The organism is Sulfuriflexus mobilis (assembly GCF_003967195.1).
Taxonomy (GTDB): Bacteria; Pseudomonadota; Gammaproteobacteria; order AKS1; family AKS1; genus Sulfuriflexus; species Sulfuriflexus mobilis.
Window position 1 is genome coordinate 2,799,603 of sequence record NZ_AP018725.1, and the last position, 22,408, is coordinate 2,822,010.

General features: G+C 45.8%; 22 protein-coding genes. 5 read left to right on the forward strand and 17 right to left on the reverse strand.

From position 1 onward, the window contains the following. The first annotated feature begins 234 nt into the window (after window positions 1–234). From EL386_RS14050 to EL386_RS14060, 3 genes are all read left to right on the forward strand, one after another. A complete protein-coding gene (locus tag EL386_RS14050) occupies window positions 235–1,965 on the forward strand; it encodes a choice-of-anchor Q domain-containing protein (protein WP_126456853.1) in 1,731 nt (576 codons plus the stop codon). Then, window positions 1,952–2,317 (forward strand): GFA family protein, encoded by a 366-nt coding sequence (locus tag EL386_RS14055; RefSeq protein ID WP_126456854.1) that lies wholly within the window; start codon window positions 1,952–1,954, stop codon window positions 2,315–2,317. Before EL386_RS14050 ends, EL386_RS14055 begins: the two co-directional genes overlap by 14 nt. Window positions 2,318–2,709: 392 nt before the next feature. After that, window positions 2,710–3,210, forward strand: coding sequence for a GlcG/HbpS family heme-binding protein (locus tag EL386_RS14060; protein ID WP_126456855.1), 501 nt, complete (start codon window positions 2,710–2,712; stop codon window positions 3,208–3,210). 102 nt (window positions 3,211–3,312) lie between these two features. Here EL386_RS14060 and EL386_RS14065 read toward each other — a convergent pair whose 3' ends face one another. The 6 genes from EL386_RS14065 to EL386_RS14090 all read right to left on the reverse strand — a co-directional run bounded on the left by EL386_RS14065 (window position 3,313) and on the right by EL386_RS14090 (window position 8,161). Then, complete coding sequence (locus EL386_RS14065; RefSeq protein WP_126456856.1) at window positions 3,313–3,921, reverse strand: DUF502 domain-containing protein; 609 nt, start codon at window positions 3,919–3,921, stop codon at window positions 3,313–3,315. A gap of 79 nt (window positions 3,922–4,000) precedes the next feature. After that, window positions 4,001–4,519 (reverse strand): hypothetical protein, encoded by a 519-nt coding sequence (locus EL386_RS14070; RefSeq protein ID WP_126456857.1) that lies wholly within the window; start codon window positions 4,517–4,519, stop codon window positions 4,001–4,003. 224 nt (window positions 4,520–4,743) lie between these two features. Further along, window positions 4,744–6,135 carry a hypothetical protein gene (locus EL386_RS14075; protein WP_126456858.1) on the reverse strand — a complete coding sequence of 464 codons (1,392 nt, stop codon included), beginning with the start codon at window positions 6,133–6,135 and terminating at the stop codon, window positions 4,744–4,746. Between the two features lie 279 nt (window positions 6,136–6,414). Further along, window positions 6,415–6,906 carry a hypothetical protein gene (locus EL386_RS14080; protein WP_126456859.1) on the reverse strand — a complete coding sequence of 164 codons (492 nt, stop codon included), beginning with the start codon at window positions 6,904–6,906 and terminating at the stop codon, window positions 6,415–6,417. 186 nt (window positions 6,907–7,092) lie between these two features. Beyond that, window positions 7,093–7,692, reverse strand: coding sequence for a hypothetical protein (locus EL386_RS14085; RefSeq protein WP_126456860.1), 600 nt, complete (start codon window positions 7,690–7,692; stop codon window positions 7,093–7,095). A 172-nt stretch (window positions 7,693–7,864) separates the two neighbouring features. Next, a complete protein-coding gene (locus EL386_RS14090) occupies window positions 7,865–8,161 on the reverse strand; it encodes a hypothetical protein (protein ID WP_126456861.1) in 297 nt (98 codons plus the stop codon). Window positions 8,162–8,711: 550 nt separating this feature from the next. Here EL386_RS14090 and EL386_RS14095 point away from each other — a divergent pair. Then, window positions 8,712–8,969 (forward strand): hypothetical protein, encoded by a 258-nt coding sequence (locus tag EL386_RS14095; protein ID WP_126456862.1) that lies wholly within the window; start codon window positions 8,712–8,714, stop codon window positions 8,967–8,969. A 150-nt stretch (window positions 8,970–9,119) separates the two neighbouring features. Here the strand turns inward: EL386_RS14095 and EL386_RS14100 are convergent, their stop codons facing one another. The 10 genes from EL386_RS14100 to soxA all read right to left on the reverse strand — a co-directional run bounded on the left by EL386_RS14100 (window position 9,120) and on the right by soxA (window position 19,722). Then, the gene (locus tag EL386_RS14100) at window positions 9,120–10,739 is read right to left on the reverse strand and encodes an aminotransferase class V-fold PLP-dependent enzyme (protein WP_126456863.1); all 1,620 of its coding nucleotides are present in this window, start codon (window positions 10,737–10,739) and stop codon (window positions 9,120–9,122) included. 236 nt (window positions 10,740–10,975) lie between these two features. Then, entirely contained in the window at window positions 10,976–11,467 is a 492-nt protein-coding gene (locus tag EL386_RS14105) for a hypothetical protein (protein WP_126456864.1), read from the reverse strand. 120 nt (window positions 11,468–11,587) lie between these two features. After that, window positions 11,588–12,046, reverse strand: a complete 459-nt coding sequence (locus tag EL386_RS14110) for a hypothetical protein (protein WP_126456865.1) — start codon at window positions 12,044–12,046, stop codon at window positions 11,588–11,590. A 423-nt stretch (window positions 12,047–12,469) separates the two neighbouring features. Beyond that, window positions 12,470–13,486 (reverse strand): DUF2931 family protein, encoded by a 1,017-nt coding sequence (locus EL386_RS14115; protein WP_126456866.1) that lies wholly within the window; start codon window positions 13,484–13,486, stop codon window positions 12,470–12,472. Window positions 13,487–13,608: 122 nt separating this feature from the next. Continuing rightward, complete coding sequence (locus tag EL386_RS14120) at window positions 13,609–14,622, reverse strand: hypothetical protein (protein WP_126456867.1); 1,014 nt, start codon at window positions 14,620–14,622, stop codon at window positions 13,609–13,611. Window positions 14,623–14,762: 140 nt separating this feature from the next. Continuing rightward, window positions 14,763–15,452, reverse strand: coding sequence for a hypothetical protein (locus EL386_RS14125; RefSeq protein WP_126456868.1), 690 nt, complete (start codon window positions 15,450–15,452; stop codon window positions 14,763–14,765). A 1,022-nt stretch (window positions 15,453–16,474) separates the two neighbouring features. Continuing rightward, a complete protein-coding gene (locus tag EL386_RS14130) occupies window positions 16,475–17,314 on the reverse strand; it encodes a hypothetical protein (RefSeq protein ID WP_126456869.1) in 840 nt (279 codons plus the stop codon). Window positions 17,315–17,449: 135 nt separating this feature from the next. Beyond that, the gene (locus EL386_RS14135) at window positions 17,450–17,656 is read right to left on the reverse strand and encodes a DUF2905 domain-containing protein (RefSeq protein ID WP_126456870.1); all 207 of its coding nucleotides are present in this window, start codon (window positions 17,654–17,656) and stop codon (window positions 17,450–17,452) included. Between the two features lie 504 nt (window positions 17,657–18,160). After that, window positions 18,161–18,853, reverse strand: coding sequence for a sulfur oxidation c-type cytochrome SoxX (gene soxX, locus EL386_RS14140; RefSeq protein ID WP_126456871.1), 693 nt, complete (start codon window positions 18,851–18,853; stop codon window positions 18,161–18,163). Between the two features lie 26 nt (window positions 18,854–18,879). Next, window positions 18,880–19,722 (reverse strand): sulfur oxidation c-type cytochrome SoxA, encoded by an 843-nt coding sequence (soxA, locus tag EL386_RS14145; RefSeq protein ID WP_126456872.1) that lies wholly within the window; start codon window positions 19,720–19,722, stop codon window positions 18,880–18,882. Window positions 19,723–20,563: 841 nt separating this feature from the next. Between soxA and EL386_RS14150 the strand changes: the two genes are divergently transcribed. Beyond that, a complete protein-coding gene (locus EL386_RS14150) occupies window positions 20,564–21,043 on the forward strand; it encodes a GlcG/HbpS family heme-binding protein (protein WP_126456873.1) in 480 nt (159 codons plus the stop codon). Window positions 21,044–21,268: 225 nt separating this feature from the next. On the opposite strand, the gene EL386_RS14155 is transcribed toward EL386_RS14150, so the two are convergent. Next, on the reverse strand, window positions 21,269–22,147 hold the full coding sequence (locus EL386_RS14155; protein WP_197722107.1) for a metallophosphoesterase family protein: 879 nt from the start codon (window positions 22,145–22,147) through the stop codon (window positions 21,269–21,271). Between the last annotated feature and the right edge of the window lie 261 nt (window positions 22,148–22,408).

Consider the following 22,408-nt stretch of genomic DNA (forward strand, 5'->3'; position numbering starts at 1 on the left):
GTCGATGCAGGGGCAGAGCACAAATATTCTATTATTATTTCGAGTGATCTGCCCCTTGATTACATGGGTTTCAAGTGTCCTGATCCCTTGATTTCCATCAGAGAAATGAAAGGCAGCGGTGACAAATGAGAATCATTAGTATTTTAACCTATCACCGACCTTTTTATCCGTTGAGTAGATGAATAGCATAAAATAACGTACTCTAACTCCATTTGTTCTTTCAGGGAATTGAATATGCGAATTCAGATTATAAAAGTTTATCTCCTTTTGCTTTGCAGTTCTTTATTAATCTCCTGCAATAATCCACCGACAGAAATCACAATTGGTTGTGATGTACAGGAATTAATCACTGCTATTAACACAGCTAATAATACGGCCGGTAATTATCATATTCATCTGGCACCAGGTTGCACTTATAGCTTCACTTCAAAAGATAACAGTAATGGTGGACATGGTGCCAATGCACTTCCCCTCATTACTAGCACCATTTTCATAGAAGGTCATCAGGCACGCCTCGAGCGTTCTCAGTCGGCATCGCAGCAATTCCGCCTTTTCTTCATCTCGACTAATGGCAATCTCCGTTTAGACGATCTAAGCATCGCTAATTTCTATAGCATTGGCATTCCTGACGAGATCGATCGTGGTGGCGGTGCAATCTATAATGATGGCGACTTGCTCACTGTTAACGCTGTTATCTTCGAAGGCAACCACAATGTTGCAAATGGCGGCGCCATCTTTAACAAAGGCACTTTGATTATCCGTAATAATAGTGTGTTTAATGGCAATAACGCGAATATTGGCGGAGCGCTATACAACACAAACATAACAAACATCGCTACATATATCGAAGATAGCCGCTTTGAAAACAATATTGCCCAAACTGGCGGTGCAATATACAACACCGGCGGTGATTCGGACTTATCAATCAACACAAGTGAATTTACCGACAATGTTGCATTCGACGATGGCGGCGCCATTTATACTTCACATGGTGAAGTATTGATTTACTCTAGTACTTTTTCTGACAACCGCGCTATTCATGCGGCCAATCCAGGCAGTCGTGGCGGCGCCATTTTTTGTGGAGATTGCACACTCTCCCTGCAACAAAGCACTTTCAAGCTCAACCGCGCCGATGGCGAAGGTGGCGCAATATATAACCATGACGGTGATTTACGTTCTATACAAAAAACCACCTTTGACAACAACCTTTCTGATAGAGATGGTGCTGGCTTGTATAATCTTTCTGGCACCTTCACCATGAAGGAAGTTTCCTTCGTGTTTAATAACGCTGACCCCTTTCAGGCCAGTGGCGGCGCAATCTACAATGGCGGAACCGGAACTATCGAGAAAGCTTATCTGGCTGCGAACGTCGCCGAGCATGGTGGGGCCATATACAACAACGGCTCAATGAGCGTGCTTAACAGTACTTTTAGTGTAAACAGTGCCCGCGAAGATGGTGGCCATATCTACAATGGGCAACAATTTGATATCAGTTTTAGTACATTAGCTGAATCCCAGGCTTATCATGGGCGAGCTATATTCAATGCTGGTAGCAGTTTACGCATCAAAAGTTCAATTCTTTATAATACCACCGTCCACCAAAACTGCACCGATCAATCCGGTACACTGCAAGCACTCGGGGTGAATCTCGATAATGTTGGAGATTGCCCTGGCTTTAGTATCGTCGCTGATCCCACTCTCGATGCAGTGAAGAACAATGGCGGTTATGCGCCAACCTATGGCCTGCTTTCCGGCAGCCCTGCCATCGGCGCGACAAATGATTGCACCGACCATAACGGCATAACTGTCAACCAGGATCAACGCAACGTCGCTCGACCACAACCACCGTCCACTGGTTGGTGTGATCTCGGTGCTTACGAGGGTGAAGTTATTCCTGCAGCGCCTCCCGCACCACCTCTTTCCAAGAATACGTCTAACCAGAGTATCGAACATGAAAACCTATAACGGTAGTTGTCACTGCGGCGCGATTAAGTTCGCTTTAAACTGTACTGCAATTACAAAAGGCTTACGTTGCAATTGCTCAATTTGCCGTCGCAAGGGCACCATGATGCTGGGCGAAGCCGTAGACGAAGCGGACATTACCATCGAAGCCAACCCGGAAGACATCGGCCTCTATCAGTTCGATAGCAAAATCGCTAAACACTACTTTTGCAAACACTGCGGTATTTATACTCATCACGAAACAGCCCGCTATCCCGGTAAATACCGCGTCAACCTGGGCTGCCTCGATGAAGTCGATCCTTTTGCGCTGGAATATGATGTGTTTGACGGAAAGAATTGGATGCCAGAGACTTAAAAAATGGATTCAGGTACCAGTACTTTCTAATATTAGAGAAAACTGCGACCAGAACCTGTGGTTCAGGAAGTTGCCCTGACACTGGAAGTGTAGGGTACTCATAATTGCCTCGACCCATTGGAAATGGGTGAGGTATCCATAATTGTCCTGACCCATCGGAGATGGGTAGGGTATCCATAATGAACCTGAATAGGTTCTATGGTGTAAACCTGAATAGATTCTATGGTGTAACCCTGAAAGGGTTCTAAGTGAGTTCTGACCCCTTTTATCATTACGTATTCTATCGATGCCGGTATTGGCCACGCGCAACGTTGGCGTTACTATATAAATACGTTTTTTTCATCACGTTCACCCTCTACCTTGTTTTTTATCCGTTTTTGTAGGAGAAACATATGCATATATCCAAACTGTCTTTACTGCCTATGCTTGCTGCAGTCGTCGCGACGCCTCTACTGGCCGAGGAACCCATGACCATCAGTGTCAAGCGTCTGACCCTGGATACAGCGAGCCGCATCGCCCAGGCCGCCATTAAGCAGTGTCGCAAGGAAGGGGTGCAGATTGCCGTCACCGTCGTGGATCGCGCTGGCCACCCGCAGGTCGTAATGCGTGATGTACTGGCCATGGATATTACCCTGACCATCAGTAAACAAAAGGCCCACACGGCTATGGCCTTCAATACCCCACTTTCCGAAATGGAAGACCGTTTCAAGGGCGCTTACGCGGTACCCAAGATCGACGGACTGGTGGTCAGTGCCGGCGGTCTACCCATTAATATTGCTGGTACGATCCTCGGTGGCGTTGGTGTCAGTGGTGCACCTTCAGGCGTGACGGATGAAAAATGTGCCAAGGCCGGTGTGGATGCGGTACGCGCGGATCTGGAACTAGAAGGCTAGCTAGCCTGCGGGACGACACAGGGAATGTCTCCCGCACTCGCCATTAAACGTGGTATGTCCCCTATTATTCTGCAATGGATGGCGGTCATTCAGAACAGGGCATTACCAACCCATTCCACCTTTGCCCCTGCCTTTAATTCCGGCGGTCAGCGTGAAGCGCATAGCCTCTTCCATGCTCATGTCCAGGGGACGTACGGCACTGCGTGGCATCAGCACGGCATAACCGCCAATCATGTAGCTCAGGGGTAGATAAACCAGGATGCTGCCTTCTTCCCGAAAGCCTTCTGGCAGGCGTTCTGGTACCGCCTGAGTAACGAAGCCAATCACCTGCATGCCTGTGTCGCCTATCGCAACGGCGACTACCTGCTCGAACTCCTTTTGTTTATCCGGAGAGAAATAGTCAAAGAAATCGCGGATAGCTCTATATACCGATTTAACCAGCGGCAAGTGGTAAAGAATCTGCTCTCCCCAGGCAAATAGACGTTGCACCACGTAAGCATGCATCAGCAGTCCGACCAAAAATATCATCACCAGGCCGGCCATTGAGCCCATGCCGGGCCAGTACAGATTTTCCGGTAGCACCAATCGAATCACGCTCCCCAGCGCAGCCTCCGTCGAAACCACGAACCAGTAGAGGAGATAAAACGTGAGTGCGACCGGCAGGAGGGTAATCAGGCCGGTAAGAAAGGTTTTGCTTATGGATTTCAGCATCAGGTGTCTCTCCGCTAATAGGGGCGGTAATTAATAACGAAAATAAAAAGGGTCTGCCCCTGAGTGATCCTCACAAAAATCATGCCCACGACTGTAGCAGGACATGTTGTTTAAGTGCATGCATTGCCTCGGTGTATTCATGTTGCCGGGATACGATACCCTTGTCCAGCACACGATAGCCCAAATAACGCGGCCGTGTTGTCGCTGTGTCAAGGATAGGCTCAACCCGTATACACTCCGCTTTGGATTGGGGGCTTATCATCGTGTGACCTCCGATACGGCCCACAAAGTCCCAGCCCAAGGCCTGTACGGCCTTAAACCTCGGTACGCGGTATCCCGCATCGGTAACAATAACGGGGCAACAGTCATCAGGAAGAATGGTCTTTAATGCCAGCAGAAAACGCGCATGCACCTGTGGGTTTCCTTCATATTGCTGGTGATGCGTTTCTTCATAGAGTGTTAAGGCACGACCCCCTACAGGTAGCGAAGCACGTAATAAATGAAATTTACGGCCTGCACTTAAATCAGACCAATCGACGAGGATAACCGGTTGTCGTTGCTTGCCAATCAAACGCTGTGCCAGTGCCTGATAAAGCATCCTACGCTCTTGATGCAAATACCGATTCCCACCGTTTAATATTGTGCTTTTCGTAGGCGGTACTTTGTATGGCTTGACATTGGGTTGATAACGCTTCATTTAGTAGATGAATAGCATGCATGGTTGTCTTCCTGTTCGTTTGGTCACTTACAAGGAGATCAAAGACAGCCATGCATGTCTACTCAATTATCTTTATGTCTAAATTATTGTTTTTGATCGCTTTTTTATGGGGACGCCTCAGACTCCGACCCCTTTAATTCTCTTTCTTTTCCCTCAAGACCGAGCAGACAACACCTGGCTGATCTTAACCACTCGAGCTCATCATCATTTTTACATGTATACCACGCCGTCAAGAGTTCCTCCTCGTGGATCACTTTGATTTTGTTTTTCTTCGCCCCCTTATCCTTTTGTATCTTTTCAAGTAACTTTATCAGGATAGCCCTCGAACTATCATCCCGCATCACATCGACGAAATCGAAAATAGTCCTGATCTTTGCCTCTCTCAATGTATATATTTTATCTCGAAATATCAGATATAGCTTTGCCTGGGCTATCCAGTCAATCAGCAATCGTGGATTAAAGGGTGTGCGTATCAATAATTCGAGAAGGTTAGCATTTGCCATATTCTCGGTGTCATCTATCCCTGCCTCAGACAAACGTGTGCGTTGAAAAAGCTGCGTGCCCTGTATCATTTCAAGCGGCAATGATCTGGCTTCTTTCGCTCGCATACCGATTAGATAGAATACTTTTTCCTTCATATATTGAAACACACGTCTTGGAAACCAGCCAACAAAAAATGCTATGGCAGGTATCCACCCTGGAAAACTAGTGAGAATTTTATCTTCGAAAGCCAGAAAAAATATTATGGCTATGAAATTTGACAAAATTATGCGTACGCCTACGCTATAAAAAGCGTTCGAATCGAGGTCAATCACATAAAGCCTTCGCATAATATAGGTAAGCGACCAAATAAAGGCTCCCATGAATGCAAACACACTAACTTGCAGGTTCTGTAGTGTCCTTATCTTATTCTTACAGTTATCCACACCCTTACAAAGATCGGTGAATCTTCCTGTTTCCCTGGCATTTAAAATACTACCTTCCTCTTTTTCATCAGTGATTTTTGTTACTTTTTCATCAGTGATTTTTCCTAATTCCTTAGCAACCGAATCCAGGGTTATCTTCTTGGTATCTGTTTGGCCATCTGTTTTTTCAAAATAAAACGGACCATCCATGACAATACTTACCTTGGAAAACGATTTATCTACGAAGCTTGGACCATAGACAAGAAGTATCGAACCAAGCATGGCAGTTATTGAGGCAAAGATTACCGGCAATATATAATCTTTCCTTGCTGCCTGGCGAGCCGTTTCCAGTAGTTCCTCTTGTTTCGATGTGTTTGCCTCAAGCGCATCTCCTACTTCCACCAGAAGTGAATATGGTATCCATGCGGGTTCACGCTTTGATTTTGTCCACTTGCACTTTTTCATGATTTCCAGCAAGCGCTTTTGCTTATCCGGGAGTTGCCAACGTAAGTACGAGATGACAGAAAATGAGAAAAAAGCTGAGAAGAGCAGAATGGTAATGATTCGAAATGTATGATCAGCCACATCCATGATGGTTCACTCCTGATAATTTAAACAATTAGTCTCTGAGACCTCTTAACCGACCATCCTGGTAACGTTGCATCTCATAATACAAAAAAGAGACGCTCCATGTAATCATCACAAGCCCGGTTAAGAGTTAAATGGGGTCTGTCCCCTATTATTACTATTGTCTTAAAGGGCACTGACCCCTTAAATTAATATCAGTCCACATACTAATGAGTAATTAGGGTCAGAGTGGGGTTACCTCAGTACCCTTTTATTGTTAAAAATGAGAATGATAACTATTTGTTACCGACCTAGTGGTCTTATATGCTCAAGTGCAGGCCGTTTACATTTGAAGCTGAAATTTGCAATCTTAGTACATGTCTTGCCACTTGGCTCCCGCTGTTTAATGATATAGCTGGTCCAATAAGGTTCGCTGCGGTTCATGGAGTATCCACAATAGAGGTAGTCCTTGTTATTGACCTCCCCCATATAATGACTTGAGACAATATAATCCAAGCCACTATAACGTTTTGCATCATGATATTGCCAATCAGCTGGCGCGCTTATCTGACCATTATTCCATTTCTGGCACATAGGTTTAACATTCATACCGATAATGCCACAGTCATGTAAGTTGACTGGTTCGTGATGCCAGCCATCAAGCTTCTCCGGGCACTGAATGATTTGTGTACCAAATAGAGCACTTGTTGAAGGGGCCTGTTGTACGGGTGGGTCAGCCTGAAGCGGCATATTTATAGTGGTCGTAAGAAAAGCAATAAATAGTATCTTCTTCATCTTTAGATTCCCTCCATGCAAATAAATAGCTATTTAGTTAATGGCACCAGCCATCCTGGATGGTGCGCTAACCATAATAAGCAAACCACATATCGTCACTCTATACATTGATACACATCAAAATATGAATGGTTAAAGGGCTCTGATCATTTTTATTATGGCCCTATTTATATGCTATTTATTGGATTATGGTCCTAATCTGGTTGCACCTTCAGGAATAAGGTATCCGGAAATCGACGAAAAAACTGTCAATGTGCCCGTAAAGACATCCTGTTTTGCTATAGTAATAGATACGTTGGTTCCGGAATCAGCATATAGCCTCACAGAATGTAACCCTCTGTAATATCTTGAAGTACCAATCACGGCCAATTCCGGTAAATCAAAATGATGTTCTGCAGAATTTGCTGATGCCGTGGTGGTAACACTGCTTCGAAACAAGACCTGGCTTGATGGTACGGTTGTCAGCACAGAAAAGCTTTCAATTACCAAGGTGTAACCATCGGGAACTGGATAATGATGCGTCACACTGATGGTATCGGGTACTTGCGAGCTTTGTTGCTGTCTTTGAAAAGGTATTCTCTGAAAACCCCCTTCTATTATTACCGGCAAGGGATCGGCATTAACAACTTCTATATCCACTGTGTTAGTTACGGTAGTTTCCCCCACAATGGGCACAGGGTTTACCGGATCATTAACAACAATGACATCTTTCACTTTTTCTGCGAAGGCAGGCACGCCTATAACAATAAAAATTATCGAAATTGTTAACACGGTAATTCTTTTCATAACCATCTCCTTTTTAAGGTTCTATATTACTGCCAGTTCAATAAAAGGATACTTAGGTAACCCCAGCCTGTCCCCTATTATTTTTTATCGACCCCACTTATTTACTGAAACTGACAGATGGAGAGGTTAATTTTTAACCCCTCCATCCTTGTTATTATTGTTCAAACCTGGTTTAGCGTCTGGCGACCACGACCGGGCCATTGATTGCGGTAAACGCGACGAGGTCCATGCTGATTTCCTTGAGCCTGGAGGAAACCAATTCATGCGCCTGTACCGCCTCGGCATGGGCATTCTTCTTATAGGCGGCGTATAACAGGCCGCCAGGCAACAGGAAGGCCAACACGGCATCACTTCCCTTGGTACGTTTTTGCTCTTCCTGACGGGAGAGCAGTTTTTCATCGTGTTTAAGCGCGATCTTTAGTTTGGCAATCTCATCAACCAGTACATCCATGTTGATGCTCGGAGCCATGACGGTGAAGCCTCCCTTATCTTGCTTCGGAGCCCACTGGACTCCTTCAGCGAAAGCCCATCCTGGCATTCCAATAGCAGCAATCATCGACAAAATTCTGGCGTTACGGATAATTAAAGGTAGCTTAAACATAAAGTGTTTCCTTGTGAGACGACAATTGCTCAATAAGAACATATTATGCTTTGCCAATCCGTTAACGGGTCGAGCGTAAATATATTATTTTTGTGATTTTATATTAAACGAAATTCTGTCAATTTTTCGGTTTTAGCGGAAGTACTGTCAAGGTCATTTGATAGCAGATCCATTTCTATCGGGCTCAAACCCGTTGCAGGTTACCTGTTGCTATTTCCTTTATTTCACATCTTTAACCGGATAGCCTGTAGCGGCTACCAATGCTAAGGCCAACTCAGATGAAACCTGAAAGGGTTCTAAGTGAGAGCCCTGACCCCACTTATTCTTTTAATTTAATATATTATGATCAGGATCATGGCTTCCCCGGACCGATTTGTTAGCATAACATTTTATAACTTATGATTGGGAGAGCGACACCATGAAATACAAAGAGCTTCTTATTATTATCCCGTTGCTTGTTCTAAGTATGGGAACCAGTCCGATATTGGCACAAGAAGAGCCGCCGGAAGAGGAAGAGGAACCCATTCAGGCACGCCCGGTCCCCTATACCCGGCCAGACCCGACAAGCAGAGAGGCTGTGGGCACACAGCAGCAGAAATTGCAGCAACAGAAATTACAGCAGCAGAAATTGCAGCAACAAAAATTGCAGCAGCAAAAATTGCAGCAACAGAGATAGTATCTGGGATCAGTGGAATTAAGTGGGGTCAGATTAAGTCTGAACTACTTCACTTGATTCGTCATTTCATGTGCTCTGACCCCTTGATTTATTGCCGTCACGTGTAAATCGTGGTCTGTTCTTTATTATAAATCACTCCGACCACTTTAATTACGCATAACTCCGCTGATGTATATTTTTCGGTAGCTTACCTTTCTGCATCTTCTTGATAACATCGATCACAGCCTTTACAACATTGTCAATGTCTGTCTTGGTATTGTTGATGGTCGGTGCAATGCGTAGCAGACCTGCGAGTGCGGCAATGGCGTAACCGTGTTCAGTATAGACATGCTGCATAACACTTCCCGGGTCGATGCCTGGTGGCGTCTTGAACAAAAAGACGGAGCTGCGCAGCGAGGCATGGGTGGTAGGTGTGGCAATATAATAGTAGGGCCTTTCTTTGAAGTCCTTGATGACCTGTGGCAAACCTGCGTAAAGGGCGTCTTTGGTCAGGTTGCCAAGATGTGCGATGCGGTTCTCGATCACCTTTGGATTGACGTTCGGGTGAAAGCGCCCCGTGTGAAAAAGCGCGGTAATCCATGTTGAGACCAGGGTCGCGTCATTTTGCTGACCAAGGTAGGAAAAGCGCTTGGCATCCGCATCGATCTCACCCTTGGCCGCGTCATAGCCATAGTCCTCGGGTGTTTTAATGTATTCATCATAACCCCAGTTGTTCGGTAAAAAGCGTTCGGCCGGGCTATTATCAGCACGCATGTAAAGCAGGCCGACCATCTTCGGGCCGCAGGGCCACTTATGGAAGCTTCCGGCGATGCTGTCCACGTCCAGGCCACCGAGCTTGAGGTCAAGTACACCGAAGGTCTGCGCGGAGTCTGCATGAATGTGGACATTATTGCCGTATTTCTTACGGATGAATTCGACCACATCACCCATGGGCAGCAACATGCCACATTCGTTTGACTGCCAGGACAGACTGACCACGCGGGTGTGCTTGTCCATCGCCGTATCAAGTGCCTTGATGATCGGGTCAATACTTTGCGGGTCGGAAGGGATGCGCATATTACTGCTCGGCTGTTGGGCAAACAGATCGGTACCTATGATTCTGACCGAGCCATCATCCCATTTCTTTGTCGCCTTACGGTACTTCCAGGCTTGGAAATTGGTCGGGTGATTCTGATCCCAGACGACGACATTGTCCTGCGACGGATTGAAATAACCCGAATCGACCAGGCCATTGTTCAGGATATTGTTGCCCTCGGTGGTGTTGCGCGTCAGTGCCATCAGGCACGGCGGGGCGCAGGTCGATGCCCCCTGGCCGATCCAGGTCTTGATTGCGTCCGTAGCATAAGCCTGACTTGCCGTGGCCAACTCGCCGCGCAGCGGAAAAGAGATATCACGTGCCAGTACGTTATCTACCCATTGCACCATCTCATCGACGTACCTTAGCGACGGACAGAGGTTGGCCGCGTTCACGGAGGTGCAATAAGGGACAGGCCCTGTCTTGTCACGTGGAGGAAAATAAAAATCGATCAGCCGCTGCCATTGCAGCTCATTACTCGGTTCAAGCTTGTCGCCCGCGAACCGCTGAGCGCCTTCCATGGACCATTGATTGATCATGTCCTCAATGTCTTTAAGGACCGACGACGAACCAGGATTATACGCGACACCGGCAATGGCCTGACGCGGATCGGATAAGAGTGTGAGGGGTACCGAGGAAGCGGAGGCAAGCCCCGCTATATAACCAAGAAACCGACGACGTGTGATTCCGTTCATGTTATTCGCCTCCTGCGTTAGTTTGGTGATTCCTGAAAAAGCATAAATCATCCTACGCCCCCAAACAAGTCACCGCACTGAGAACCATAATTAAAGGGGTTCTAGTAGGCGTCGTTGATTACGAATGAGAATGAGATGCATTTGTCACGTGTGTATCTGCTTCCTGTGGATTAACAAATATTCTTGTTATACATAATATTAAAGGGGTACTGACCCCTTTTCTCTTATTTAATTTTTTAATTCACTACGGAAATACTAATCTGGGTTTCACTGCCCATGGTGCCGATTGCAACATTGGCACTACGTTCTTTCTTTACATACAGTAATGTTGAATGTGTCCCCATGCTCATCGTTTGTGTGACGGTCCAGCCGTTGGCAGTCATTTCCTGTTCAAGGGTTGCTATGACTTTATCTATATCATCACCGCTCGTCATGACCACGCTAAAACCCTCTGGCATCTGCATTGAAGAAATGACTTTGGCAGCGGGATAGATCGGTATATCGTCGGGAAATTCTTTAGGTAGCTTGACATCCTCACCACCCATTAACGTATATTGACTCCCTTCCAGCTCTCCCTTGATAGTTACTTGGTTCTTTGTAATATCCACATCGGTATCTCCCCCTGTGGATTTCTCGATCATCTCTTCCATCGCCTTCTCCTCAGCATCTTGACCACAGCCAGCAACCAGGACCACAAGGCCCAATATGAACAATGGTAGTAATCTCATGAGATTCTCCTTATTTCTTGCATTGATATAGGTCAATACAATGATAAATGTAAATGGATAAATGGGGTTACCTCACTCTAACCCTTCTAATTTTAGAGAAGTCTGTGCTCTGATCCCCACTTATTTCGCGTTTGATAATTCATGATTTCTCATCGCATCATTCTCAATAAGCACCCGCTCCTGCACCAGTCGCCACTGGTCATCGTCCTCTTTCTCCAGCGACATCTCTACGATCTGTTCATTCAGGGTGCCATCCGCCCCCACCACCATTTCAAAAACAGTGAAGTTAATCTGAGTCTCCGTTGCACTGATCAGGTTAAAACCCTTGTAAGCAATGCTTTTTATCATGGCATTTTCAAACTGATGTCTGCACTGCTGATGCCAGATATCGTAATCAATGTTATCAAACCCGGGAACACCCTGTACGCTGACACGTTTTGATATCATCCCCATATGGCCCTTAAGGTCTTTTTGCCCGGCACTTTCTGCCGCATGCGTTAACCACTGCTCTGCAATCTGTTGGGCACGTTCTTCTATCATAAAAACTCCAGTATTTTTTGTTGTAATAACGCCAGTCAAGCTGGTTTCTTACAGGCACACTTATTAAAGATATCCATCATACTAGCAACAAACCAGAAGCCAACCGAATACAAGATAATAGGTGTCAGAGAACAATACTCTCTAATATTTAGTCAAAAGGAACAGATTTATTTGGAGGCTACCGGCGGTTGCTATGAGCATCCTACTCTTTTGCAGAAATTAAGGGCACTGATCCAATTTAATCTTATGATTATGCTTGATTGCAAGACCTGACCCCGTCGTTTTTTTGACATCGCTATTGGCGAAATCGGTCATTTCGACCGTATTTGCTGAATTTTCGCTTCAGCCGATTTTAAAAAAATGGCAAGATAATTAGTATCCCAGCCGCGCTTTTTAAGCGCTTCGGTTTCATTCGATGGGGCTTTAAAAAGCTATTAGATAGTCCCGTAAGCATCACACCAACTACCAATCATCAAAGACAACTTTTTCAAGCTCGATCGACTCTTTTGCATTGTACACCTTCGCTCGACTGTTTGAGCGGGGGTATTGCAAATCCAGTTCAAGTGCAATTCTCCTTTGTTCTTCTGTTAAATTTTCATGTGCGTTCAACTGCTCAAATGCAGCTACAATTTCAAGATGGTCAAAATGAACATCGTAGATGTGGTCTTTTGTCTCGAACAGTAACTGACGCGGAACCGGTAGTAAACGCAGTTTGTTTTCCGAATCCACAAACGGAAAATGCCCTTTCTCACTCTCGCCATTCACATAGTGGACACTAAAACTGTGTACGTAGCCTTCCTTGGCCCTTGGAAACCAGTGGTATCGATTTCGATAACGTGACCACAAATCAAAAGGAATGCCATTCTCTTTTATTGACCTCAGCTCATCAGGAGAAACTGACTCAAGTAATCCTTTTGCCATATAATCATCTGCCTCTTCTGCCGAATCAAATGGCAAATCAAATGCAATACTCGGATCGAGATGCGTTTCTTCGGCTTGCCCAAAGAAAACTTCCACTTTTGATTTTCCTGTTACCCACACAGACACTACACCACCTGGCGCAATGCCTGCCATCATTTTCGTATATACTGGAAATACTTCGCCGGTTTGCACGCCTTCCTGGAATAAAGCAACCAACCGATCGTAAGGCAGAGCAAATTCACCATGATAGAATTTTTTTTCCGCGTAAGAGAAAAACGTGATTTTCAGGCGATCCGGTAAACTATGAAGAATACTTCCATGATTAGACAAGGAATTCCCCCAACCGCCCGTTAGTGTGCCACCAGCAGGAATATACAGGCCGTGGTCTTCCCCTTTAAAAAGAAAAGTACCACTGATAATTTCCATCGGGTAGCCTTTGGGCGCACATTCCGTGGCTCCCCATGTAAATTCTGTCATATTTTTTGCTATCGCATAGTAGTCGACAAAGAACCATAATATAACAGTTAAAACAAAAATCTTATACGGTTCTGCTCTCATTATCCCTGGATTCCTTTTGCAGAAATTAAGGGTACTGATCCAGTTTAATTTTATGATTATGCTTGATTGCAAGACCTTACCTCGTTGAGCCCCTAACCCTGAAGGCTCTGACCCTACTTATTTTATCGCGCTGCCTGCCGGATTCTAATATCAAAGACCTCGTCCTTAGTCGCATTAAGAAATCGAAAGTATTCTTCGTCGCTCAATATCTCTGCATATTGATTTAGCGCTGCATTGATACCCTTGTTCATTTGCTCAAGGTACAGGTCATGATTATCTTCAGGCGCCTGCAAGCTCTTCAGGGTTTCTTCCATTTGCATACGAATCGACTGTAACTGATCTCTTTTGCCCTGACTAAAGTCCTTTCCCAGTTTTTCCTCGATATTGAGATCGAATAAATCCGTTAGGTATTGTGCCTGCCGGATATTGGCAGCTGATGCACTTAGGGTTTGCTCAGCTTGCTTGCCAAAATAACGCTCGAATAGGTGTACACGCGGGTCTACTTCGCCAGCCTTGTCCATCAACCAGTTCAAGGATCTGCCCTGCCAGGGATAATTATCCTGACTTGATTTCATACACTTAGACCAGGCGTATAACCTACGCCCTTCCCGGCATTTTTTACGAAAACAGGTAGAGTTCGTATCCAGACCGTAAGTTCCGAAGTAGGACTCAATGACCGCGTAGAATTTAACCTTGTGCACGGTCTTGCCCGTATGATACAGCCCTCGGTTGGTGGCGTTCCAACAAACACCGACCACCGCGTAGTATGGATCATAAGGCCAGATACAGGGTGACTCGGACATCACATAATTGACATTGCTAATATCAACGCAGTCCTTGTCGCACTTAGTAGTCGTGTCAGCCAGAGGCTCTCCGCCCGAATCGCCTCCAAGGGCCTTCCATGCCCTGTGTTTACCGTCATTGCCGATTGCAACCGGATAAGTGTGTACCGCTATCTTTTTCAGGACGGGCTGCGTAAGCGGATAATTATAAACCTCAAGTTTTTTTCCCATGATATGGGCAGCAGTTGAATCCTGAGTTTCCTGACCCTGTGTTGACGACCATGAAATCAAAAGGCTGACTGCGGTTATTGTTATCAATAGCCGCGCTATAGATATAGATTGATAATTAAACATTGAACTCCTCCGTGAGAATGCCTATGTAAGTGTAATGGGTGTAATTGGGGTCCGAGTAAAAAATCGGAATAGTTTTTACCCGGACTCCCATTACTCTAGAGTTTTTACTCTGACCCCTTTAATTCTTTTTACCTTTTACCTCAATTGTCTTCCCACCATTTTTGCGCCTTGGCGCGATCAAAAGCCGGCAAAATGGCCTTTTCAACCTGGGCACTGGTGAGCTGGGGGAAACGCTGCTGAAAGATCGGCCAGTCACGTTGCCACTGATCCGATACAACAATATCAAATGAACCACCGGAGGCGCCGGCAACCGACTGGTCAATTAGTGGAATGGGTGAGCCCGCCCGGAATTCATCACCCTGGCGTTCATTAACAGTGGCATCTACATGGCCAAGATAGTACATCCCCGATCCATTGGCTTTGACATCGGCATGTAGCGGTGCAAAGAACGAAGCAATAATGGGGAAGGATCTGTACAGGCTGGTAAATCCGCGAATAATATAATCCCCCCTGGCCAGTGGCATACGCAGGTAATAGGTATTTCCCGTAGCCACATTGTCCGTTTCCGCCTTGGCCTTGTCGTCCATGGTGAAATTAATACGGTCCTCACTTCCATTGACAATGGCCTTTTCTACATTGACCACCAACAAGTTAGGCTGATAGTCCGGCCGGTACTTATTCTTGATAGTAAAGGTCATGAGGTATACAGGCTTATCCGGTTCAAGTGGTGTTGTCAGCTCCGGGTCAAAGGCCATTTTCGTTGGGCTGGCACAGCCACTGAGCAAGCTGCCAAGCAGAAACAGGACAGGAACAAGTAGTCGTATATACATGGATTAAGGCCCTCGTTTATTTTTTTTAGGAAATTGGGGTCAGAGCCCAATCGTTTCTTATATTAGTGGAAACTGTGCTCTGACCCCACTTAATTGTTATTTTGTTGGAGGAGGTGGAGGTTCTGGTGGTGGCGGTGGTGGCTTTGGCGAGTAATCTTCTTTACAGCACTTACTGCCACAACAATAGGTGCCCGCTGGGCAGTATTTGCCGCTACCCGGGGGGCACTCGTCTGCGAGGGCGGGCACAGCCAGTGATGCAATAAATAGTAGCCCGTATAGACTGATTAATTGCTTTAACATGTTGGCCTCCTTTGTCTTAAATAACGCTATCAGCTTCAGATAAATAGTATACGTAAAATTAATTGGGGTTAGATACCATTTATTTCTAATATTAGAGAAAAGTGCATCCATAACCTTTGGTTCAGGAAGTTGCCCTGACACTGGAAGTGTAGGGTACTCATAATTGCCTCGACCCATTGGAAATGGGTGAGGTATCCATAATGAACCTGAATAGGTTCTATGGTGTAACCCTGAAAGGGTTCTAACTGTGCTCTGACCCCATTTATTATGCGTAAGGTTCAAGTCTTGCAATGTGCCTGCAAAAGACAAGACCTGATCCCGTCTATTTTTACATCCCACCCATTTCTAGGCTCATTCCATGAGCCAAACATTTATTGGGGTCAGAGCACAGTTTTTTCTAATATAAGAGATTGTGAATATTAGCGTTAATTGTGCTCTGACCCCACTTATTTTTTTTGAAGTAGCCCCTACTACCTATGACTACTCTAACAATAAGGGGACGGAGGGATTATATTTTGACCAACTGATACAACTGTTAATTTTTTAATCCCTTCATCCCCTTTTATTAAATAAATCTGCCCCCTTTGGTTAATCTTCAGGGCTCATAATAATGTAAATGAGAATCATTTGTCACTGCCCCCTTTTGACCTAGTATCCCCTTATCTAAGACTCTATGAAACCTAGGGGGCTTCACTCTGACCCGTTTTTTTTCTTGTAACACCTTACTGCCATGTTGAATTCCAAAGCCCTATTACTTCACACTGAGAACCTCTACATGACCCATACGGGTTCATGTTGATCCAGGTAACACGATGAGCTTCCATTCCAAATACAACAACAGGCCTTTTTATCAAACCAGCTGTAATTACAACACTGCCATACCCGTCACGAATGTCCCTGTTTTGCTCAGGTAAGGATTCGACGTAGTCCTTAATATCGTCGTAGTGATCGCCAAGCTTGAGTGAAAACGCCTGCCGTGTATTGCCTGCTGAAATGGCACCGTGCCCCAGGACGGGGAGCCCGATGGCTGCCACGGGAACAATAAGCGGAGCAGTAAATACTGCTGTACTTGCGATTGCATAACCAGTCTTGGCAGCCTGTCCGAGAGACGCACCCTCATCAGAACTTCCAGCTGATGCATCAGGCTTATCCGGATAAGGGGTCAAATAAGCGTGAGCCGGGTTATCATCCAGCACCCTCCTCGTAAAATCATCCAGGCATTCACTGGACTTGTTCACCTGTAATGGCGGAAACGTCGTGCAGTTCGTGATCTCTGGACGGAAAGCCAAGCCACGAGTCCGTCCAACTATGGTGACAAGCTGGGTGTCGCGATACAGGAGACCATGATGTCTGCCCGTATCAGCACCGTAATAGGTTTCATACCTGTAGGCATGGCCCAGGGCGATATAGTCAGCCCTGAACATATGATTTCCATTGGTAACGGCACTGACCTCTTCGGTCGAGGCATGATGTCCTAGCCGGGTGATCGCATTAAAGTTGACGCCTGATGTGGAACAACCACTTAAGACGAACAACAACAGTAAAATGACTGCCCTTTTCATAAGACCTCCCTTGATAATTGGGGTCTGAGAACAATACTCTCTAATATTAAAAACTGCGCTCTGACCCCACTTGTTCTGGGTACCCCGGCAATGATAGACCTCCTTGTCCGTAATGCGAATGAATATATTTATTATTTACCTTCTGAAGAGATTAACCAGGACAGTCAACACAATGCTGATGATCACCATCGAAGTAATGGGAATGAATATCTTTCCCTGTCCCGTTTGTATACGGATATCGCCGGGCAACTTCCCAAACCAGTTCACTGCCCAGGGGGCGTATTGTAACAATGCACCCACTACCAGCAACGCTACACCCAGTATCATGAACCATTTAGCCATAAGCAACTATCTGTTCTTTACAATAAGGTTGTCGATAATCGAGTCTGATGCCATTTATGTGATTTATCAACTACTGCCTTGTTATTTCCCTACAAGACACCAGGCAAACTCCTGATCAGTAAAAGGGGTTAGCAAATGTTTATTTAGAAATAAGGAAATAAGTGGGGTCAGAGCATTTGATTCGTCAATATATTGCCATTTCAAGTGTTCTGACCCCTTGATTGAAGCAATAAATGGTACTGATCCCTTTTATTGCCTTTTATTCTATATTAGAGAAAAGTGCGCCCAGAACCTCTGGTTCAGGAAGTTGCCCTGACACTGCAAGTGTAGGGTACTCATAATTGCCTCGACCCATTGGAAATGGGTGAGGTATCCATAATGAACCTGAATAGGTTCTATGGTGTAACCCGATAGGGTTCTTTGAGAAATAATGAAGCTCTTTAGAGATTCTAAGTGTGCTCTGATCCCATTTATTATTGAATACCGTTATCCGGGCGTCTGTTTCTACTTATTGACCGGCGATTTCGGATCCAGCAGATAGGCCATGACGTCGCTGATCTGCTGCTGGGTCAGTACACCGTTGTGGCCGAACCTCGGCATGGCGGTGCACGGGAAGTAGGTGTGGGCGTTGTAGATGACCTCGTAGGTGTACTTGAGGATGGCATCGCTGTTACCACGTTGCTTGCCGTAGCCGGTAAGGCTAGGACCCAGCGTGCCGTAGGTGAATTCATCGGGAGCCAGGGCATGGCAGGCATAGCAGTTACCGCCGGGGTTGCGTTTGCTGTGGTTGTCATTGCGGTGGCCAATACGGAAACCGTAACCGGAACGTGCCACTGCTTCACCCTTGCTCCAGTCACCCAGCTTGATGCCGCCTTCCGGCAGTTTGATCGATTCCCGGGCAATGCTGGTCACCTTGCTCGCGGTAGTGCTGTCGATGCTGCGCTTCCCCAGCGCCGAGCACGCCTTCTGAATTCCGTCCTGAGTCAGACGGTCCTGGGTCGTGCCGCCTTCTTGTGCCTTTTCGTTCAAGCGGAAGCCTGCTTTTTCGATAATCAGGTGATCGGCCAACTCCTGCGGTGTCATCGCAGAGTAGTCTGCTGCGCTGGCGTCTTCCGCCACCGAATCACCGGCGAACAAACCGAACAGTCCAAGTACGGCCAGGCCGCCCGCGGTAGTAAGAATCTTGTGAGTAAACATATGTCAGTCTCCTTATGCGTTCGCGATTAGCGTTTCATATCGGGAAGGATGGCCGGCTGGCCTCGCGCGGCATCGGTCCAATACAGGATTAGCGCGATGGAGGCATCGGAACCGGCCTCGACCCGCCCCTGACGCATCTGCCAGTAACAGCCACGTACGCGATGCTGGCTGCTGCGCACGTTGTCGTGTCCCACCCGGAAGGCAGGCCAGGAAATCGCCTTGGTCCATTCTTCGGGCACGTTGATGTTCGGCAAAACCGAGGCACGGATACGCTTGTTGGTGGCACCGTGGCAGGTATTGCAACTGAAATCCATGTTACCGGCACGGCGATAGAAGAGTACTTTGCCGGCGTCACGCATGGTCTTTTCCACCGGATGATTGAGCGGCGGATTCCACGGATAACCGCTGGACTTGCCGGCGATGAAGGTCTGCAGCTTCATCATGTCCGAGCCTGAGCCGTGGCGCTTCTTGACCGCCGGGTCGTCCTTGGGGAAACCCTGAATGGTGGTCATGCAATGCACCAAACGGGTCTCCAGATCCATGACCTTGCCGGTGTCCTCGAAATAGCGGGGCATCTCGACGTAAGCGCCTTCCAGCACGCCGGGACCTTTGCCGAAGTCACAGGTCTCCAGAGAGGCATTGTTGGGTCCGCGCTTTAGGTAGAACAGCGCTTCCCCGTCCTCCGCAGTCCAGTAGGCCGGATTGTCGGCCATCATCATGAGGTTCTGTTCACTTTGGGTGAGGTACTTCGAGTCAACTTTCTCGATGAGCCCTTTCAGCACATCCTCCGGCGCCTTATAAGAATCGGCACTCAGGGTGCCTGGCATGGTCAGTACTATGGGAATTGCAAATAAGATGCGTTTGAACATTCAATCCTCCTTACAAACATGGCGTTTGTTCTGGTTGTTATCGGGCATCTATGTTCCAGTTCGAAGTTAACTGCGTATTAGTCTAGTCTTGATTTTCCGTTCTATTGCCCATCTTAGTATTCCACACAAAAAATTAGATTTTTAATAATAGCTGTCGCGGCTCTGATATTTTCACACTGCGAAACCATGACATTTTTCAGTATTTTACAATGTCTTCGGACTCGGCCGCATATACTGCCGAAGCGGTACTAAGCAACAGGCAGACAAAAGTAAAAAATATGCACTGGCGAAAAAAGGAGAACCTTTTTCTGGCTTTGGCTAAGTTTTAACATGCCACTTTCCGCCTACCTTTCCATTCTCTCTTGCGCCTTTATAACGTGTCCCACCGTATTGATTTCTGAAAATTACACACATGACATTTTCCCTGTCGTTTGAAATAGCGCTATGACCTGAATCTTGCAGCGTCCATCGCTGACATGGAAGGTCTATATCCACAGCGTGTAGCCATCAATGCGGTAGTCAGGACTGTGCATATGCACAGCCACAAAGGTTATAAAAGTACGATATGATAAAAACCGGAATGAATGATTAAACCAGCTTATGCGTTAAGCGTAGTCAGAGAACAATTATTTTAAATGGCTCTAACTCCTTTAATTAGTTAAATTTAAATGACCAGAACAAGCAAAGCGAGTTCAGGAAATGCTTGACGAAGCCCGAAGAGGGTTCTAAGTCACTCCGACCCCTTTAATGCTTTAGAGAAAACTGTGCTATGACACCTTTTATTTGATTAAAATGGGTTCACAATAAGCACATCGCCTGATAAACACATGAGGAGGCAACAATGAGAGTACTCGTTCTTTTATGCCTGGGTATATTCAGCAGCCAGCTGTTTGCGGAGCAAAGCCCGGTGATTTCAACCAAACGCCTGACCATGGAATATGCGTTGAAAATGGCACAGGGTGCAATTAATGCATGCCGTCAGAAAGGAATACAGGTAGGGGTAACCGTCGTCGACCGCAATGGTCAGCCACAGGTCATGTTACGTGATGTGCTGGCGCCTATCCTCACAGCAGAGGTCAGCATGAAAAAGGCCTATACGGCGGCCATGTTTATCGCGGCCACATCCGCGTTGCAAAGGCAGGCTGGTAGCTCACTGGCGCACATGGATAACATAATGTTTGGTGCCGGTGGTTTACCTATCCAGGCAGGTGGTGAGATCTATGGTGGTATCGGTGTCAGTGGAGCACCGGATGGTAAAGATGATGAAAAGTGCGCCCAGACTGGGATTAATTCAATAATAGAAGACTTGGAATTACTATAAGTTTAACCTTACCCTTATCTACTTATAGTAAAAGGGTCAGAGTGATTAAATTTTAATCACTCTGACCCTTTTATTTTTCCTGCAAAAGGCAAGACCTGACCCCATCTATTCATTTATTCCTTATATTAGAGAAAACTGTGCTCTGACCCCACTTATGTTAAAATCACTCCGACCCCTTTAATTTGGAGATTAACAGTAACAGTGAGGTTAAGAGGTCTGGCCCCTTTAATACTGGCAAGTGGTAATTATTTCTTCTTCAAACTTCAGGCATTCATTTTCAACAATAGCTCTAACTACATGTATATCCATTGCTTCGGTGCCAAAGTTTTTATAATACAGAAACATATTTGTATCGTTGAGAGTATTGACGCTTGATAGCGATCCATTCTTATATTGAGTGAATGTGTGTTTATGATACAGGTCGGTTGATCTCATTATTGACAATTGATGAGTATGGCCACTGAAAACGTGTTCTATATGATTCTCTCTTACGAACTCGACAACGGTTCTGGAATTGAAAAGAGGGTCTGAATCAGTATCCAGGATAGAATGATGATTTAGAAGCATTATTCTATCGTAACTATCTTTATTAATTGCATGAGAAAGTGTTCTCAACATTTCTTGATCCACAAAACCGTTGTCTTCATAGAGTGAACAGGTATCGAGGCATACTATCAGGACTGACTCACCATTGACCGTGATGTTTTTAATAAAATTGATGTCAGTAAAATCTTCCTTTATGCCATTGGTATTTCCATCAAGAAAAATATTATTCTTTCTACAATTGTCACGATTTAATGGGCGAATGACTTCTATGTCGTCGATATACTGTCGAAAATAGTCAGCACAGCGCATATTTCGTTTGTCATGATTTCCGGGAATAGAAACGACGTGTTGGCAATCAATTGACTTCAAAAAATTCCCTGCGGCTTCAAATTCATTTTCGAGAGCATCCGTTGTATTATCGCCTGTGTTGATTACAATGTCGGCCTCATAGCTGTTCAATTTCTCCAACAACAATTCACTTTTTCCGAGCCAGTGACGAGGGCCAAAATGCATATCTGAGATGTGTAGTAGATTCATTTTCGTTTCGAGTATATCCATTTCCCTAAGCAGGTGAATTGTGCCCAATAAACAACATTTAGGCTTATGATCTTTGGATCTGGTATCAACGTGCACACAGTCCCGACCAATAGACACAGAGTATGCAGATAATGTGACAATAGCGTGTTCAACAATGGAATAAAAGGATCAGTACCTTTTAATAATATCGCAAAAAGCGCTTCTAACTGGCAAGAAACCATTGGCTATACAAGACGATACAAATAAAAAATTAAACAGCTGTGCGCCTGACTAAATAGAGCG